Raw genomic sequence first — 15,493 nt, forward strand, 5'->3', positions numbered from 1 at the left:
TTGACTTCCTAAAAAAATAGAAAAAATGAGTGCAACTTGGTATGAATGCAAAGTAAAATTTAGAAAAACAGACGATTCGGGAGTTCAAAAAGTAGTAACTGAAGCTTATTTAATTGACGCTCTTTCTTATACAGAAGCTGAAAAAAGAATAAACGAAGAAATGGCAGCTTACATTAGTGAAGAATTTAAAATCACAAACATCAAAGTGGCTAATTTTTCTGAAATTCATCCCTTTGAAAATTCTGACCGCTGGTTTAAATCGAAAATTTCTTTACTTGCTTATGACGAAGAAAGTGGAAAAGAACGCAAAACGAATTTATATATTTTACTTCAAGCCAATGACGTAAAGGAAGCGTATGACAACACCGTTAAAGTAATGGACGGAACAATGGGTGATTATACAATTCCGATGATTATGGAGTCGACAATCATGGATGTCTTCCCATATTTTAGTGGAGAAGAAGGAGATTTAGAAAAACTAGAGAAGTTTAATGCAGCAAAAGCGTCTAAACCGGAAGTCGTTGCTGTAGGTGAAACTGACTTTTCTATTGAAGAAGAGGAAGAAGTTTTGACGGAAATTGAATAGTCTGAGAAGAATTTAGGCTACTATTTAGTAAAACTCATTTAACATTTTTAATTTAAGAATGTTAAATGAGTTTTATTTTTAGTATCAACGCCAACCAAAACCACGAACAACCAAAGAAAAGGAAACTAAGAAAAGACTTCGGATAAGTTGTTGGTAGATTTTCTAAAAAGGATACTTCCTACAATTCCAAACTACAGGAAGATAAATAATAAATTATTAAAAGTATTCCTTGAGATTTTAGTTATTGTCTGGCAAATTTTTAACTTTGTTTTACACTATTCTAATACCGGATTATGAAACGTATTTTTTTATTATTTTTTATTTTATTATTTTGTGGAAGCATTGTTGCACAAAAGAAAACTTCGGCACAAATAAAAAAGGAAGCTTATGAATTAAAGTTAAAGCAAGAATGGGAATCTTATTTAGTAAAAGTAGAGAAAAATAATACGCTTAAAACTAAATTAAAGACCGAAAAAGATTCTTTAAATTCACTTTCTCCAAAGAAGGACTCTATCATTTGCGATAATATTAGATTGCCATTTTATGAAAAAACTGATAATTTGGGCAATAAGAATGAAATCTCCGTACAAGAATATATAAGTATGCATATAAGGAACAATTTCAATTATCCTGAATTTGCCATGGAGCATAACATTCAGGGCAGAGTTGTAACAACTTATACCATTAATAAAGAAGGTGATATTGTGGGTGTTAGTGCAGAAGGTCCAGAAAATGGCTTAATCTTAGAACAAGAAGCTATTCGAATTATTAAAAAACTACCTAGATGTGTTCCGGGTTTATGTGATGATAAACCAACTTCTATAAGACATGTAGTTCCAATAACTTTTAAATTGTAATAATTTAGAAATAAAACCTGTTAGTATTATTAGTTATGGTGGAGATTTTTTTATTAACGTTAAACTTTAATTAGCTTTCGTTTTTTTTAAGTCTATGAAGAATTAAAATTATGTATTAATCTGGTCAGATGTGCTATGAAAATTATGTTTTTCTGATATTAAATTGTAAGCAGTGAAGTTCAAAATCATGTTTATAGCCTTAGTTATTATTGGTTGTCAGACAGAAATGAAAAAAACCATTCAGTTTGATTTTTCAGAAAAAATACAAATTATTCAAAACATTCAATATCCTCCGAAGCTATTCAGTAGTAAAGAACAACTTACTAATGTTTTAAGTCAGAGTAATAAACCTTTATACATTTTAAAGAAAGATATTAACTGCGAAAAATATGATTTTGAGAAATATGATTATCTGTTTTCGTTTGGTAAAGAAGTAATAAAAATACAACCAACGGAAGATGAATGTGATTATTTATCAAAACAACCAATTAAGATTTCAAACTCGAAGAGAAATACAGGAAATTATATCTTTGTTTATACTGTAGATAAAAACAAATACAGGGATCTTTGTCCGTAAGATTTGATGACGCGAAATTATTCTGATTTAAAGAGAAAGTTCGAAATCAAAACCAAACCATCCTATTTTGCCAAACTAAAAACACGAATAATCCTAAAAAAAGTAAACTCACCAAAACTTTCATAAAAGTTCCTGCTAAAAATCCTAAAAAAGAACCGGTTGCTGCTTTAAAAGCACGTTTTCCTTCGTTAGAATTGTAAATAAGTTCACCAACTAAAGCACCAACAAAAGGTCCGATTAAAAAGCCGAAAGGAATTGGGGCGATAATCCCAACTACCAAACCAATATTTGTTCCCCAAATGCCATATTTGGAACCTCCAAAATATTTTGTGCCTTTTGCTGGAATTACAAAGTCTAAAATCCCAATGACAACAGCAATCACCAAAGTAATGCCCAGTAACCAAAAATTTATTGGAATTCCAGGACAGAAATAAAGCATCAAAATCCCAACCCAACTAATAGGTGGTCCAGGCAATGCTGGCAGAACGCTTCCTGCAATTCCAACCAACATAAGTAAAAAACCGAGTAGTAATAAAAAGTATTCCATAAATTATGGCTATTTTTGGCAATGTCTTGCAGCAAATGTAAAAGTAATTCTATTTGAAATGAATAAACTGGTTGTTTTATTTTGCTTTTTTTCGTTGATCTCTTGTCAGTACTTTGATAAAAAAGCACCTGATGAGCAAGAATTATTGCAAAAAGAATTACAAAAAATTAATTGGAATGAAGTTGATGAATTTCCAACGGTTCTACAATGCGATACGATTAAAGATGCGACAATTAGAAAACAATGCTTTTTTGATTATTTAGTACAAACCATTCAAGAACGAATCGGAATTGACACCTTGCAAATGTTATATCCGGAAATGGATACTATTGAAGTTAAAGTAACTATAAATCCTGACGCAAGTCTAAAATTCGAACCTCATTTTTCAAGAGATAGTGTGGCTTACGACAAAATTAAAATCGACAGCATATTAACTGCTCGTTTATCGGATTTTCCAAAAGTAGAACCAGCCATTAAAAGAGGCATTAAAGTTAAAACGCAATTTGTACTTCCAGTTATTGTTAAAGTCGAGAAGTAAATCAATTGCAATAACAAGAGCAATTTCAAAATTCACTTCGTGAAATTCGTGAAATTCGTTTTACTTTTAACTTAAAGGATATGTGACATAAAAGTTATATATCTAATCATAAAAAATCCGTAAAAGTCCGCGTTTCGCGCTAGCGAATCTGTGTAATCCGCGTCCAAAAAATTTATTTGCTAAAAACTCTCCCTTTCCAAGAATACTCCCCAAACAAAGAATAAACAGCCACAGAAACACTAAAAAATGGATACAGTAAACTACTAGCCACTACATATTTTAATTTCGATTCGAAGAAGTTCGCTGTTTTAAAAAGCAATATGAAATCAACCAAGAATTTTGAAGCTATAAAAACCAAGAAAATATTTGTATCCAAATATCCAAATAACCAAAGGATAAAAGCTACTAACCAAACCACATTTCCACCGAAAACTACTAAAGCCAATAACTTTCCATAAACAGAAGAATATCCTGTGCTCTTTGAAGCCCATCGTACTCGTTGTTGAAATAGTTCAGACCAACTCCCAACAGATTTCGTGCTGACAATACTTTCTTTGGTATATAAAAATTCAACCTTTTTTGGTGCGGAAAGAATTGCTTTTTGTAATAAAAAAACATCATCACCACTCGCAATATTTTCGTTTCCTTGAAAACCATTTAACTCCTTGAAAAATGTTTTCGCGTAAGCAAAATTAGCACCATTGCACATAAAAGGCTTATTGATTCCGAAACTGCCAATTGTTGCACCTTGTAAACTCAGGAAATCTAAAGTTTGAAAAGCGTGTAAAAAACCACTTTTGGGAACATAACATACACCAGAAGCAATCATTTTTAGATCTTTTTCCTGAATCAATTGATCAAAAGAACTCAACCAATCTTTCTGCACAAAACAATCTGCATCCGTTGTAATAATCCAGTCATTTTTCGCTATTGCAATCGCCGTTTCAATTGCATCCTTTTTAGGAGAATTAGATCTGCGAATGTTTTTAACTATATGAATTCTAAATTCTAAATTCTGAATTCTAAATTCTTCTCCCGAATCATCATCGACCAAAATCACTTCAAATAATTCTTTTGGATAATTTAAATTGGAAATCGTATGCAACAACTTGGGGAGGTTTTCAGCTTCATTTCGAAATGGAACCACAATTGTAAATGAAATTGTTGGAATTCTGTCTTTTTTTGTAAAACGTTTCATTCGGTTAAAACCATAAATTAGTTGCCCAATAAACAGGATATAAATGATAAAAACGACACTTAAAATCAGTTCCAACATAAAATTAAAGATTCTTCTAAAACTTAAATGAACTCTTTGTTCAAACTAGCGTATTGCTTCTAACAAACTTCTATGACTTCTATGTTTAATTCACAACAATAGGTTTCAACTTAAATCGCATCACAAAATAAGCACCAATTATTACCGGTAAAACGACATTTAACAACCACATCAACGTGCTAATAAAAATCACAATCCACTCGTTAATCCCCAATTTTCCGAAGAAAAATACAGCAACACTTCCTTTAACGGCAAAATCTAAAAACTGAAAACTAGGTAAAGATGAAGCCAGAAAATAAACTGCTGAAATCGAACTAATTAAAGTCAGATAAGGTAAATCGACATCAAAAACTAAGAATAAAACATAATATTGATGCGAAAATACGATGTAACGCAAAATTCCTAAAATAACATTTTTCCTATGAATTCTTTTTGGAATTTCATTTATTTTATGAAGTAACTTCTGAATCGAATAGCCTTTAATAGTAATGTTTTTCGACAAGAAAGAAGTAAAAAGTAAAACTGAAGCAATTGCAATTATTCCCAAAGACCATTTCCAATAACCAATAAAAATCAAACCAATAGTTCCAAAGATAATAGTCAGAATCATTTGAATTCCGTTACAAATCAGATTTAAAAAAATCACTTGTTTGGTTTGTTCCTTTTTGAAAAATAAGGCTTTTCCGGCGTATTCTCCTAAACCATTTGGAGTGAAAATTCCAGCTGTTAAAGCTCCTAAAACTTGTTTACTCGCTTCACCAACAGATATTGGTTGAATAAAACTGGCTAAGTTTTGCCATTTCAAGATTTCTAAATACCGATTCGCAATGCTAAACAACAAGATAAATAACATTGTAGTGATTGCCGTTTTTTCTACTACCAGATTTTGAAATTTATTCCAATCTAACTTCGAATTATTCGAAATTTGATCATAAATAAAATAAAACGCCCCAATTACAATCAGAAATTTGATGGTAAAAACAAGGAATTGCTTAGCTTTGTGAGGAATTGAAATCATTGGGACAAAGTAACGAACTTTAAACTTTAAACCTGAAACTTTTAAACTAAAACTTTGGCAAACGAACGCATCATATTGGGCATCGACCCAGGAACTACCATAATGGGATTTGGATTGATAAAAGTGGTCAACAAGAAAATGGAATTTCTTCAGTTGAACGAACTTATTTTGTCCAAATACGATAATCATTACCAAAAACTGAAAGTTATTTTTGAGCGAACTATCGAATTAATTGACACACACAATCCGGACGAAATTGCTATTGAAGCACCTTTCTTCGGGAAAAATGTACAGTCGATGTTGAAATTGGGGAGAGCACAAGGTGTTGCGATGGCAGCCGGACTTTCGAGAGATATTCCCATTACGGAATACGAACCCAAGAAAATTAAAATGGCAATCACCGGCAGCGGAAATGCCAGCAAAGAACAAGTCGCAAAAATGTTACAACAACTTTTAGGCTTGAAAGAATTACCAAAAAACTTAGATTCCACCGACGGATTAGCGGCAGCAGTTTGTCATTTTTTCAATACAGGAAAAGTGGTGGGTGAAAAAAGTTATACTGGTTGGGATGCTTTTGTAAAGCAGAATGAATCTCGTGTTAAGAAATAATTTTTATTAAACACTAAAACCTGAACACTGAACACTTCTAAATGAGCGGCATCTACATCCATATCCCTTTTTGCAAACAGGCTTGTCACTATTGCGACTTTCATTTTTCTACTTCATTGAAGAAGAAAGACGAGATGATTTTGGCATTAGCGAAAGAAATTGAATTGCGTAAAAGTGAGTTTCAAGAAGAGATTGTCGAGACGATTTATTTCGGTGGTGGAACGCCAAGTATTTTACCGATTGCTGACTTGAAATTTCTAATTGATGAAATTTACCAAAATTATAAAGTTTCAGAAAATCCTGAAATTACGGTAGAAGCGAACCCAGATGATTTGTCGGAAGAACGAATTGTAGAATTATCAAAAAACAAAGTAAACCGACTTTCTATTGGAATTCAATCTTTTTTTGAAGATGATTTAAAGTTGATGAATCGCGCTCATAATTCTGAAGAAGCTCAAAAATGTTTGGAAATTGCTACGCAATATTTCGATAATATTTCTTTGGATTTAATTTATGGAATTCCAGGTTCGAGTAACGAAAAATGGAAACAGAATATTGAAAAAGCACTTTCTTTTGGCATACCGCATATTTCGAGTTACGCTTTAACGGTCGAGCCGAAAACTGCTTTGGACAAATTCATCCAAAAAGGAGTTATCAAAGCTCCAGACGACGAAGTGGCTCAAGAACAATTTCATATTTTGGTAGAAACCTTACAAGAGAAAGGGTTTGTTCATTATGAACTTTCTAATTTCAGTAAACCCGACTATTTTTCGAAAAACAATTCAAGTTATTGGTTGGGCAAAAAATATATTGGAATCGGACCTTCCGCACACAGTTACGACGGAATAAATAGAGGTTGGAACATCGCCAATAACACTTTATACATCAAATCGATTCAAGAAAATAAAATCCCGATCGAAACAGAAAACTTAACTGAAACCGATCGTTATAATGAATATATTATGACCGGATTACGAACAATTTGGGGCGTTTCTTTAGCACGAATTAAACAAGAGTTTGGTGAGAAATATTTAACTTATTTGAATAAACAAACTGCTAAGTTTATTGCGGACGATTTACTTTCTTTATCGGATGGTATTTTAACAACCACTAAAAAAGGAAAGTTTCTGACAGACGGAATTGCATCAGACTTATTTTTAGTAAATTTGGATTAAACAATAACCACTAAGAACACGAAGAAGGCACAAAGAGACACAAAGCTTTGTGAACTTAGTGATAAACCCTTGTGCCCTTTGTGGTTAAGCAAATGATAGCAACAATAAATAATTCAACAATAGATTTATCTAAACCTTTAGATATTTCAATTTCTTTGACCAATAACGAGCAAAATCCGATTGCCTGGTATCAGGATATTCCTGAAATTGAACCCGTAAAAATGGGGGATTGGATCGGAAAAGTATCCGAAGGAAAATCATCAACTAATTTCAATAATATTTTCTTCAATCCGCATGCACACGGAACGCATACCGAATGTTTAGGACATATTACACGCGATTTTTACAGCATAAATCACTGCTTGAAGCAGTTTTTCTTTACAGCCGAACTCATTTCGGTCGAGCCGAAAGCAATTGGCGACGATTTAGTAATTACTAAGGAACAAATCGAAAAAGCTTTAAACGGGAAATCGTCAGAAGCAATTATCATCCGGACAGTACCAAATCCCGAAACTAAAAAACACTTAAAGTATTCGAATACGAATCCGCCTTATTTAGACGAATCGGCTTCAGCTTTTATTCGAGAAATCGGAATTCAACATTTACTGATTGATTTGCCAAGTGTTGATAAAGAACACGATGAAGGAAAGCTATTGGCACACAAAGCATTTTGGAACGTAAAAGATGTTACTAATTTGAACGAAGATGCACGAATGAATTGTACTATTACCGAAATGATTTACGTTGATAATGCTATTTTAGACGGAAGTTATATCTTAAATTTACAAATCGCCTCTTTTGAAAATGATGCGAGTCCTAGCAAACCTGTTTTATATAAAATAAATAACTAATGGAAATAATTAAAAGCCAAACAACCGACATTGATGCAATTTTCGAACTTTACGAATACGCTACCGCTTTTCAACAAAAAGTAGGAACAAATACCTGGAAAGGTTTTGAACGAAAAATGGTGGAACAAGAAATTGCAGAAGGAAGACATTTCATAATTGAAGATGAAAATCAAATAAGTGCCACTTTCGTACTTACATTTAGTGATCCGATAATTTGGAAAGAAGCGGATAACGATCCATCGGTTTATATTCATCGAATTGCGACACATCCCGATTTTAGAGGTCGAAATTACGTGCAAAAAATTGTCGATTGGGTAATTGAATACGGTAAGCAAAAGGATTTAGAATATGTTAGATTAGACACTACCAGCGGCAACGAACCGTTAAATCAATATTACATCAAATGCGGTTTCACATATAAAGGAATAAGCATAATAGAATGGACAAGTGATTTACCGGAACATTATAAAGCGGATGGATTCGCATTGTTTGAAATAAAATTATAAGCAATGAACATCCAACAATTATACGAATTTTGCTTGTCAAAAATAGGTGTAACCGAACATTTTCCTTTTGACCAAGATACTTTGGTGTTTAAAGTTGGTGGAAAAATATTCGCTTTAACTTCTTTGTCTAATTGGGAAAAAGGCAATCCAGCGATCAATTTAAAATGTAATCCTGATAAAGCAATAGCACTTCGTGCAGAATTTGAAGCTATAGAACCAGGATATCATATGAATAAAACACATTGGAATACGGTTCATTTTAATAGTGATGTTTCAGATAAAATTATATGTGAATTAATCACTAATTCATACGACTTGGTTTTTATGAATTTACCCATAAAAATAAGGGCCTCAACTGATTTTTAATCTATCTTTTGATTGTATTATAACAAAAAAAATTAATAATGTGTAATTTTTAGCGAATTTGCATGGTGTATTATCAAAAATATAGTTATATAATTGCAGAATTATAACCAAACTATATTTTATGAAAAAATTAATTTTATCAGCATTCGCATTGACGATGCTTTTATCGTGTAGTAACGAGGATTCAGTTGCAGTAGAAGATGGAGCTGTAGCAACGGCACACAGAGGATGTGCTTCTCATGACGTTTTAGAAAGACAGTTAGCTGAGGATCCGAGTTTATCACAAAGAATGGCAGCTTTTGACCTTCAAGCTGAGCAATTTTTGACAGAAGGTAGAATTGTTAATGGTGTTTTAGAAATTCCTGTTGTTTTTAATGTTCTTTATAAAACAGGTTCAGAAAACATTACTGATGCACAATTGCAATCACAAATCACTGTTTTAAACAATGACTTTAATGCTACGAATGCAGATTACGTATCAAATAATCCTTTCAACAGTGTAAGAGGTGGTTTAAAAGTTAAATTTACTTTAGACGGAGTTAACAGAAAAGCTACTACTAAAGCTTCTTGGGGAACGAATGATGCAATGAAAAAATCATCACAAGGTGGAATTAACCCTACTTCGCCAACTACGAAGTTAAATTACTGGGTTTGTACTATTGGCGGAGGAATCTTAGGTTATGCTCAATTTCCTGGAGGTTCATCTGCAACGGATGGTGTAGTTATCGATTCAAAATACACAGGAACTTCAGGAACTGCAAGTTACCCTTTCAACAAAGGTAGAACTGCAACTCACGAAGTAGGTCACTGGATGAATTTACGTCATATTTGGGGAGATGCTAATTGTGGTAATGATCAAGTTGCTGATACACCAACTCATAATGCTGCAAATTCAGGTGTTCCAGCTGTGGGTCATAGAAGTACTTGTTCTGGTCAGCCTTTAGAAATGTATATGAATTATATGGATTATACAGATGACAGAGGAATGTATATGTTCTCAAAAGGTCAAGTTAGTAGAATGTCTGCAGCTTTTGCTTCATCAGGTCCAAGATCTTCATTCAGATAATATTTATCAAATCTATATCAAAGCCGCTTAATTTATTAAGCGGCTTTTTTCGTAGAAAAGTTATTAATTTAGTAATTTTAGAATACTTTTGTATAGAATAAAAAGCTTTGAGGTTTTTTATAAAAAATTTATAGATTCGACTTAAAGAGAAAATTCTATTTTAAAGGAATTAAAAACAAACGAAATGATTGACAATTTAAAAAAAATATTAAACGAAGACCAAGATCCTAAAGCTATTGAGAAAATCACGGCTAAATTGGACAACTTGTTGATGTCTAATGAGGAAGTAGGTTATATTGCTGTGCAAAAAAAACCGGCAGTAACTCTTTTTCCGGATAGTATTGTTGTCACAAACAAGCGAATCATTTTGTGTAAACCTAAGAATTTAGGTTTGTCAATGGAATTCGTAGATTATGATTGGTCTGATATTGAAGCTTCTTTCGTGAAAGAAGGAATTTTAGGTGCCGATTTTACTTTTTCTACGAAATCAGATTTGACGCACACGGTTGATTATTTACCGAAAAATCAAGCGCGAAAACTATATACTTATGCTAAAGAGCAATTGGATTTATTGAAGAATCCAATAGTAATAATGCCAATAGCAGAACCAATCGTTGAAGCACCAGTAATTGTAGAACCAATACCCGAAGCGATTGTTGAGACACCAATTGATGAGGTTGAAGAAGTAGAAGCAATAGAAGAAACGCCAACAGAAGAAGTAACGCTTTATGCGGAAATAATGCCAACACCAAATGACATTATTAGAGATACGGAATTAGAAGCACCAATTAGAACTAACCAAGAAAAAGGTTTATCAGATTTGTCACAAGATGAATTGTTTAGCAAATTACAGAATTATAAAAAATTATTAGACAACGGTTTAATCCTACAAGGCGAATATGACCGTTTAAAATCGGAAATATTGAAGTTTTTGTAACCTCAATAAGCTATAAAATACAAAACCCAACATTGAATTAATGTTGGGTTTTTCTTTATGTATTATATATTTAAGAATTACATCGAACGCTTCTGTTTTTCAACAAAGCCATCCGCTTGCAGTTTTAATAATTCCAAAGCACTTTTCTTTTTGTAATCGTACAACTCTTTGTCGTCTCTAATATCCGCATACACTTTATCGTAAATTTCAGCATCCGTTTTTCGTTGCAATTCACTTTGGTAATTGTTTTGGGCCAACATATTTTTAATGCCCATTTCATTGTCTTCTTGCTTAAAATCGTATTCGCTTTTTGGAGCTAATAATTTTGCAATAATTGGCGAAGTTTCAATGGCCAAGAACAACAACATAATAAAAAATGAAGGCAACCAAGGCAATTGATTTAATGCGTTTATTCTTGCCATTAATCCATCAAATCCTTCGATAATTGGTTGGGTTTCTATTATTTTTTTATCTAAATCGGCTTGAAGTGTTTTTGCTTTAGTTTCTAAATCGGTGATTTTTGCTTGATTCGTCGTTTTTAAAAGTGATAATTCTTCCAAACTTGCATCATGTTTTTGACGTTTTTCTTTATAAACCGGACCTTTGCCTAATAATTTTGAACCTGCTGTTCCTTCCGCTTCCGTTATAAATACAGCATATAACTCGTTAACTTCTTTTTCCTTTTTTAAAACATCTGATTTTAAACTGTCAATCTGCGTCTTATTTTTATCTAAATCCGACTGAAAATAATTAGCAATTTCTTTTTTATTAGTCAACATCATTTGATTTTTCTCTTTCAATAAAACCGTATTGATTTCTTTTTCGAAAATTTTAATTTCCAAAGGTTTTGAAATAACTACGGCGATAATAATTGCCAAAGCAATTCTTGGTGTTGCTTGTTTCAATTCACTCCAAAAAGAATCTCTTTTCTTAATGGTGGAAACAATAAAGCGATCTAAATTAAAAATCAATAATCCCCAAACTAGCCCAAATCCCATTGCCATATAAGCATCGTCAAATACGGTGAAAAGTGCATAACTTGAAGCTATAAAAGCCATTACGGCGGTGAAGAAAACGGTAGCTCCAATTCCAGCATATTTATTTTGCTCGCCATTAGAACAACCATTCATTAGGTCGGAATCGGCTCCCGAACATAAGATGAAAAAACGTTTTAACATGATGATTGATTTTGATTGATAACTATTAGTGCAAATTTAAAGCCAAATGTTACTTGTAGTTGTAAATTGTTGATAATTAGTTTTATATAAACAGAAAATTCCGTTTACACTATAATGTACAAACGAAATCTTGAATTTATTTCATAAAAAAAAATCTAATATAAAAAAGGAGAAATGTTTTCAGTTTATTAAATTAATTATTTCTTTTTGGAACCTGACATAATTAATGAATCGCTAGGAAAACGACTTTGCCACTTATCCATATTTTTATCTTTGTAATGTTTATTAGTGTAAAACCAGAATTGAAATGGTTGAGGGTGTTTTTTAGTTCTTGCATTTTTTAAAACTACGCTACCACCAAAACTTACTATCTCCGATGGTTTATAGTTGTTTAATTTAGAATTATCTACGTAAATACCATCAATCCAAATTGCATATTTTTTTGAATTTTGAAAATCATTTATTTCTTTTTGAGTTGGTGATTTTTTCACAGTTGGTTCTTGACGAAATTTTAAGAATATTAGTTTTTCAATTTCATCTTTCGATAACTCTTGATATTTTTTTGAAAAAACTATATTTTTAGCAGGCCATTTAGTCATGTCGTTTCCTTCAACATTTTGATAATAAACACACACCACATCTTTGTAGTATTCTTCATCTGAAACTTTATAGGTAAGATATTCAACTTTTCTTTTATGTGTTTTCTCTAAAACAAGCTTCTCTTTCTTGGTTACAGTATCTTTTTTATTCACAGATTCTACACTTGTTATTTTCTCTTGAGCTACAATTTCAACGCTGAAAAAATAAACTAAACCTGCTAAAATTGGAACAATAGCTATTTTCTTGGCTAATGCCAATTTTTTTGATGTGCTTTTTGTCATCATAATTAATCGTTTTTTGGTTACTAAATAATTCAAATTACTGGCCAAGTAAATCGTTTGAATGTTACTGCTTTTTTGTAAAAGTAAATTTTGATAAAAAGTAACATTGTTATAAGAATTCACCACTTTTTCGTCTGCAAGAAATTCGTGGTTGAGTTGGATTGCTTTTTTATAGAAATATACTATGGGATTAAACCAAAATAGACATTTTAATATTTCAATAAATAAGATGTCTAACGTATGTTTTTGAGTTATATGAACTAATTCGTGCGTGTATAATTCGTCTTCAATATTATGATTTTCATAATCGTCCAAATTGACATATATGAAGTTTAAAAAACTATGCGGAAGTGTATTTTCGTCCACCAAAACTAATTTCGCTTTTTTATATTTTACTACAGGATTGGATTTCGATTTGTGATATAATTGTGCAACGTTTTTCCCAAATCGTATTAAAAGGAATGAGGTAATTATGCCATATAAACTCCATAACAGCGTTGGAAGGTAATTAACACTTTCTACTTCTGCAACTTGAATGGATTGATTTGAAATGGGAAATTCTTGAACAAATTGCGTTTTGGTGTTTTGTACCGGAATTATTTCGATGATTTCAAAATTGAGTAACGGAATAATAAACGAAACTACTAACGAAATCAATAAATAGAAACGATTAAACCGATGCATTTTTTCACCCTCTAAAAATAAATGATAGAAGGCTAGGAACCCAATTAGACTTACAGTCGATTCGAAGAGGAAATTGATCATTTTTTCTTTTTTTGAAGTTCAACGTCGATTATTTTTCTCAATTCTTGTAGTTCGTTTTCGGTTAGATTCGTTTCTCTGGTGAAAAAAGATGCAAATTGTGATGCCGAATCATTGAAGAAATCTTTTATTAATCCGTTTACATGTTTCGAGAAGTAAGCTTCTTTTTTTACTAATGGATAATATTCTCTAGCGTTTCCAATTTCGGTGTAAGCCACAAAATTTTTAGCGATCATTCGCTTTAGTAAAGTCGCGACAGTCGTAGTAGCAGGTTTAGGTTCTGGAAAAGCTTCTAGCAAATCTTTCATAAATGCTTTTTGAAGTTTCCACAAATGTTCCATTAATTGTTCTTCCGAATTTGATAATTGCATTACTACCTATTTAATATTAACTCTACAAATGTAGAACAAAAAATCAATTCTACAAGTGTAGAGCTATTTTTTTTAAAAAATATTTTAAATGGATGTAGAAATAAGTAAAGTCATTAATGTATTTGTATTATTTTTCTTAAAAGTCGAGTAATCGCTAAAAAGCATAGAAAAACAGGATTAGTATATAAGATAGTGAATTTTATTGGATAAATGCCTGATTATTATCATAGTAAGTGTCAGACTTAAATCGTAAATTAGCATTATATTTATTAATCGATTTAAACACTTGAAAAGATGAGCACTATTTTAAAAAAACTAAAAGACCTTACTTCAGAGAATTGCATTTCAATCATTATGAATTCGCACAGAACGAAACCAGATAATATTCAGGATCACGTGACACTTAAGAAGCTGATCAAAGATGCGGAAAACAGACTTTTAGCAGATACTACAAAACGCGATGCAGGTAAATTAGTTGAAAAATTAAATGCACTTGCAGATGAAATAGACCACAATTATAATTTAGATAGTTTACTGCTTTTTGTAAACCACGAGATTGCAGAATTTACAAGATTGCCAATTCACGTTGAAGATCGTGTAGTTATTGACGATACGTTTGCAACAAGAGATTTAATTAGAGCGATGCATAAAGAATCGCACTACTATGTTTTAGTGTTAAGTCAAGATAATGCAAGATTGATTGAAGCGTTGAATGATAAAGTAGTTAAAGAATTTAAGTCGCCTTTCCCTATGGAAAATAAGCAATTCTTTACTAGAAATAAAGCGGAAGATGCAATTGCTTCCAGAAAATCCAGTTTAATTGCTGAGTTTTTCAACTTGGTGGATAAAGAAGTAAATGCGATTAGAAAAGAGAATCCGTTACCCGTTTTAATTTGTACGGTTGAAGAAAATTATCCAGAATATTTAAAAATTGCAGATCACAAAGAAAGTATTTTTACTACGTTTTTAAACAAAAACAGAATCGAAGAAAAAGATCACGCAATTGTCACTGAAGCAGCAAAAATTATTGAAGAACATCTTGCCACTAAAAACGCGGATAGAAAAACTGAATTACTTAAAGCTGTTACCGATAATAAATTTTTAAGTGATACGAATGAAATCTATAAAGCGATTAAAGAAGGTCGTGTGCAAACGCTATTTATAGAACAAGGTTTATTTCAACCAGCGGTTTTAGAAGGAGATGAGATTACTTATGTAGAAGCATCGCATAGAAGTGATAAAGGTGTTATCGACGATATTTATGACGAAATGATTGGTATGAATATGAATTTTGGTGGTGATGTTGTTTTTCTTCCAAAAGGAGAATTAGAGAGGTTTAATGGTTTTGGTGCAATTACGAGATATTAATTGCCCAACTTAAAGTTTTATAAA

General features: G+C 31.9%; 18 protein-coding genes. 12 read left to right on the forward strand and 6 right to left on the reverse strand.

Annotated features, from left to right (window positions below; genetic code table 11):
* The first annotated feature begins 25 nt into the window (after positions 1-25).
* From ACFSX9_RS09075 to ACFSX9_RS09085, 3 genes are all read left to right on the forward strand, one after another.
* Complete coding sequence (locus ACFSX9_RS09075; protein WP_379806827.1) at positions 26-586, forward strand: DUF4494 domain-containing protein; 561 nt, start codon at positions 26-28, stop codon at positions 584-586.
* Between the two features lie 293 nt (positions 587-879).
* Positions 880-1,443 (forward strand): energy transducer TonB, encoded by a 564-nt coding sequence (locus tag ACFSX9_RS09080; RefSeq protein WP_379806829.1) that lies wholly within the window; start codon positions 880-882, stop codon positions 1,441-1,443.
* Positions 1,444-1,630: 187 nt separating this feature from the next.
* Positions 1,631-2,020 carry a hypothetical protein gene (locus tag ACFSX9_RS09085; RefSeq protein WP_379806831.1) on the forward strand — a complete coding sequence of 130 codons (390 nt, stop codon included), beginning with the start codon at positions 1,631-1,633 and terminating at the stop codon, positions 2,018-2,020.
* A 46-nt stretch (positions 2,021-2,066) separates the two neighbouring features.
* Here the strand turns inward: ACFSX9_RS09085 and ACFSX9_RS09090 are convergent, their stop codons facing one another.
* The gene (locus ACFSX9_RS09090) at positions 2,067-2,567 is read right to left on the reverse strand and encodes a DUF456 domain-containing protein (protein WP_379806833.1); all 501 of its coding nucleotides are present in this window, start codon (positions 2,565-2,567) and stop codon (positions 2,067-2,069) included.
* Positions 2,568-2,625: 58 nt separating this feature from the next.
* Between ACFSX9_RS09090 and ACFSX9_RS09095 the strand changes: the two genes are divergently transcribed.
* A complete protein-coding gene (locus ACFSX9_RS09095) occupies positions 2,626-3,105 on the forward strand; it encodes a hypothetical protein (RefSeq protein WP_379806835.1) in 480 nt (159 codons plus the stop codon).
* Between the two features lie 172 nt (positions 3,106-3,277).
* On the opposite strand, the gene ACFSX9_RS09100 is transcribed toward ACFSX9_RS09095, so the two are convergent.
* Together ACFSX9_RS09100 and ACFSX9_RS09105 are read right to left on the reverse strand one after the other, a co-directional pair.
* Complete coding sequence (locus ACFSX9_RS09100) at positions 3,278-4,303, reverse strand: glycosyltransferase family 2 protein (RefSeq protein ID WP_379806837.1); 1,026 nt, start codon at positions 4,301-4,303, stop codon at positions 3,278-3,280.
* Positions 4,304-4,466: 163 nt separating this feature from the next.
* Entirely contained in the window at positions 4,467-5,399 is a 933-nt protein-coding gene (locus ACFSX9_RS09105) for a hypothetical protein (protein WP_379806839.1), read from the reverse strand.
* A 54-nt stretch (positions 5,400-5,453) separates the two neighbouring features.
* On the opposite strand from ACFSX9_RS09105, the gene ruvC reads away from it, so the two are divergent.
* From ruvC to ACFSX9_RS09140, 7 genes are all read left to right on the forward strand, one after another.
* Positions 5,454-6,008: a crossover junction endodeoxyribonuclease RuvC gene (ruvC, locus tag ACFSX9_RS09110; protein ID WP_379806841.1), complete on the forward strand. Its 555-nt coding sequence runs from the start codon at positions 5,454-5,456 to the stop codon at positions 6,006-6,008.
* A 41-nt stretch (positions 6,009-6,049) separates the two neighbouring features.
* Positions 6,050-7,183 carry a radical SAM family heme chaperone HemW gene (gene hemW / locus ACFSX9_RS09115; protein ID WP_379806843.1) on the forward strand — a complete coding sequence of 378 codons (1,134 nt, stop codon included), beginning with the start codon at positions 6,050-6,052 and terminating at the stop codon, positions 7,181-7,183.
* A gap of 92 nt (positions 7,184-7,275) precedes the next feature.
* Positions 7,276-8,034: a cyclase family protein gene (locus ACFSX9_RS09120; protein WP_379806845.1), complete on the forward strand. Its 759-nt coding sequence runs from the start codon at positions 7,276-7,278 to the stop codon at positions 8,032-8,034.
* On the forward strand, positions 8,034-8,540 hold the full coding sequence (locus ACFSX9_RS09125; RefSeq protein WP_379806847.1) for a GNAT family N-acetyltransferase: 507 nt from the start codon (positions 8,034-8,036) through the stop codon (positions 8,538-8,540). The genes ACFSX9_RS09120 and ACFSX9_RS09125 overlap by 1 nt, the downstream gene beginning before the upstream one ends.
* A 3-nt stretch (positions 8,541-8,543) precedes the next feature.
* Positions 8,544-8,906, forward strand: coding sequence for an MmcQ/YjbR family DNA-binding protein (locus ACFSX9_RS09130; RefSeq protein WP_379806849.1), 363 nt, complete (start codon positions 8,544-8,546; stop codon positions 8,904-8,906).
* Between the two features lie 121 nt (positions 8,907-9,027).
* On the forward strand, positions 9,028-9,972 hold the full coding sequence (locus ACFSX9_RS09135; protein WP_379806851.1) for a zinc metalloprotease: 945 nt from the start codon (positions 9,028-9,030) through the stop codon (positions 9,970-9,972).
* Between the two features lie 184 nt (positions 9,973-10,156).
* Complete coding sequence (locus ACFSX9_RS09140; protein ID WP_379806853.1) at positions 10,157-10,909, forward strand: PH domain-containing protein; 753 nt, start codon at positions 10,157-10,159, stop codon at positions 10,907-10,909.
* Between the two features lie 77 nt (positions 10,910-10,986).
* Here the strand turns inward: ACFSX9_RS09140 and ACFSX9_RS09145 are convergent, their stop codons facing one another.
* The 3 genes from ACFSX9_RS09145 to ACFSX9_RS09155 form a co-directional block, all read right to left on the reverse strand.
* Complete coding sequence (locus ACFSX9_RS09145; protein ID WP_379806855.1) at positions 10,987-12,087, reverse strand: DUF4407 domain-containing protein; 1,101 nt, start codon at positions 12,085-12,087, stop codon at positions 10,987-10,989.
* A gap of 197 nt (positions 12,088-12,284) precedes the next feature.
* Positions 12,285-13,733, reverse strand: a complete 1,449-nt coding sequence (locus ACFSX9_RS09150; protein ID WP_379806857.1) for a M56 family metallopeptidase — start codon at positions 13,731-13,733, stop codon at positions 12,285-12,287.
* Entirely contained in the window at positions 13,730-14,101 is a 372-nt protein-coding gene (locus ACFSX9_RS09155) for a BlaI/MecI/CopY family transcriptional regulator (protein WP_379806859.1), read from the reverse strand. The genes ACFSX9_RS09150 and ACFSX9_RS09155 overlap by 4 nt, the downstream gene beginning before the upstream one ends.
* Before the next feature lie 294 nt (positions 14,102-14,395).
* On the opposite strand from ACFSX9_RS09155, the gene ACFSX9_RS09160 reads away from it, so the two are divergent.
* Complete coding sequence (locus ACFSX9_RS09160) at positions 14,396-15,469, forward strand: AOC03_06830 family ribosome hibernation factor (protein WP_379806861.1); 1,074 nt, start codon at positions 14,396-14,398, stop codon at positions 15,467-15,469.
* Positions 15,470-15,493 lie beyond the last annotated feature (24 nt).

The sequence above is a fragment of the Flavobacterium ardleyense genome, assembly GCF_042686085.1.
In the GTDB taxonomy this organism is placed as follows: Bacteria; Bacteroidota; Bacteroidia; order Flavobacteriales; family Flavobacteriaceae; genus Flavobacterium; species Flavobacterium ardleyense.

What these genes read in the sequence shown, in the direction of transcription:
- ACFSX9_RS09075 (WP_379806827.1), top strand. Translation starts at nt 26, where the DNA reads ATGAGTGCAACTTGGTATGAATGCAAAGTAAAATTTAGAAAAACAGAC.
- ACFSX9_RS09080 (WP_379806829.1), top strand. Translation starts at nt 880, where the DNA reads ATGAAACGTATTTTTTTATTATTTTTTATTTTATTATTTTGTGGAAGC.
- ACFSX9_RS09085 (WP_379806831.1), top strand. Translation starts at nt 1,631, where the DNA reads ATGTTTATAGCCTTAGTTATTATTGGTTGTCAGACAGAAATGAAAAAA.
- ACFSX9_RS09090 (WP_379806833.1), bottom strand. Translation starts at nt 2,567, where the DNA reads ATGGAATACTTTTTATTACTACTCGGTTTTTTACTTATGTTGGTTGGA.
- ACFSX9_RS09095 (WP_379806835.1), top strand. Translation starts at nt 2,626, where the DNA reads ATGAATAAACTGGTTGTTTTATTTTGCTTTTTTTCGTTGATCTCTTGT.
- ACFSX9_RS09100 (WP_379806837.1), bottom strand. Translation starts at nt 4,303, where the DNA reads ATGAAACGTTTTACAAAAAAAGACAGAATTCCAACAATTTCATTTACA.
- ACFSX9_RS09105 (WP_379806839.1), bottom strand. Translation starts at nt 5,399, where the DNA reads ATGATTTCAATTCCTCACAAAGCTAAGCAATTCCTTGTTTTTACCATC.
- hemW (WP_379806843.1), top strand. Translation starts at nt 6,050, where the DNA reads ATGAGCGGCATCTACATCCATATCCCTTTTTGCAAACAGGCTTGTCAC.
- ACFSX9_RS09120 (WP_379806845.1), top strand. Translation starts at nt 7,276, where the DNA reads ATGATAGCAACAATAAATAATTCAACAATAGATTTATCTAAACCTTTA.
- ACFSX9_RS09125 (WP_379806847.1), top strand. Translation starts at nt 8,034, where the DNA reads ATGGAAATAATTAAAAGCCAAACAACCGACATTGATGCAATTTTCGAA.
- ACFSX9_RS09130 (WP_379806849.1), top strand. Translation starts at nt 8,544, where the DNA reads ATGAACATCCAACAATTATACGAATTTTGCTTGTCAAAAATAGGTGTA.
- ACFSX9_RS09135 (WP_379806851.1), top strand. Translation starts at nt 9,028, where the DNA reads ATGAAAAAATTAATTTTATCAGCATTCGCATTGACGATGCTTTTATCG.
- ACFSX9_RS09140 (WP_379806853.1), top strand. Translation starts at nt 10,157, where the DNA reads ATGATTGACAATTTAAAAAAAATATTAAACGAAGACCAAGATCCTAAA.
- ACFSX9_RS09145 (WP_379806855.1), bottom strand. Translation starts at nt 12,087, where the DNA reads ATGTTAAAACGTTTTTTCATCTTATGTTCGGGAGCCGATTCCGACCTA.
- ACFSX9_RS09150 (WP_379806857.1), bottom strand. Translation starts at nt 13,733, where the DNA reads ATGATCAATTTCCTCTTCGAATCGACTGTAAGTCTAATTGGGTTCCTA.
- ACFSX9_RS09155 (WP_379806859.1), bottom strand. Translation starts at nt 14,101, where the DNA reads ATGCAATTATCAAATTCGGAAGAACAATTAATGGAACATTTGTGGAAA.
- ACFSX9_RS09160 (WP_379806861.1), top strand. Translation starts at nt 14,396, where the DNA reads ATGAGCACTATTTTAAAAAAACTAAAAGACCTTACTTCAGAGAATTGC.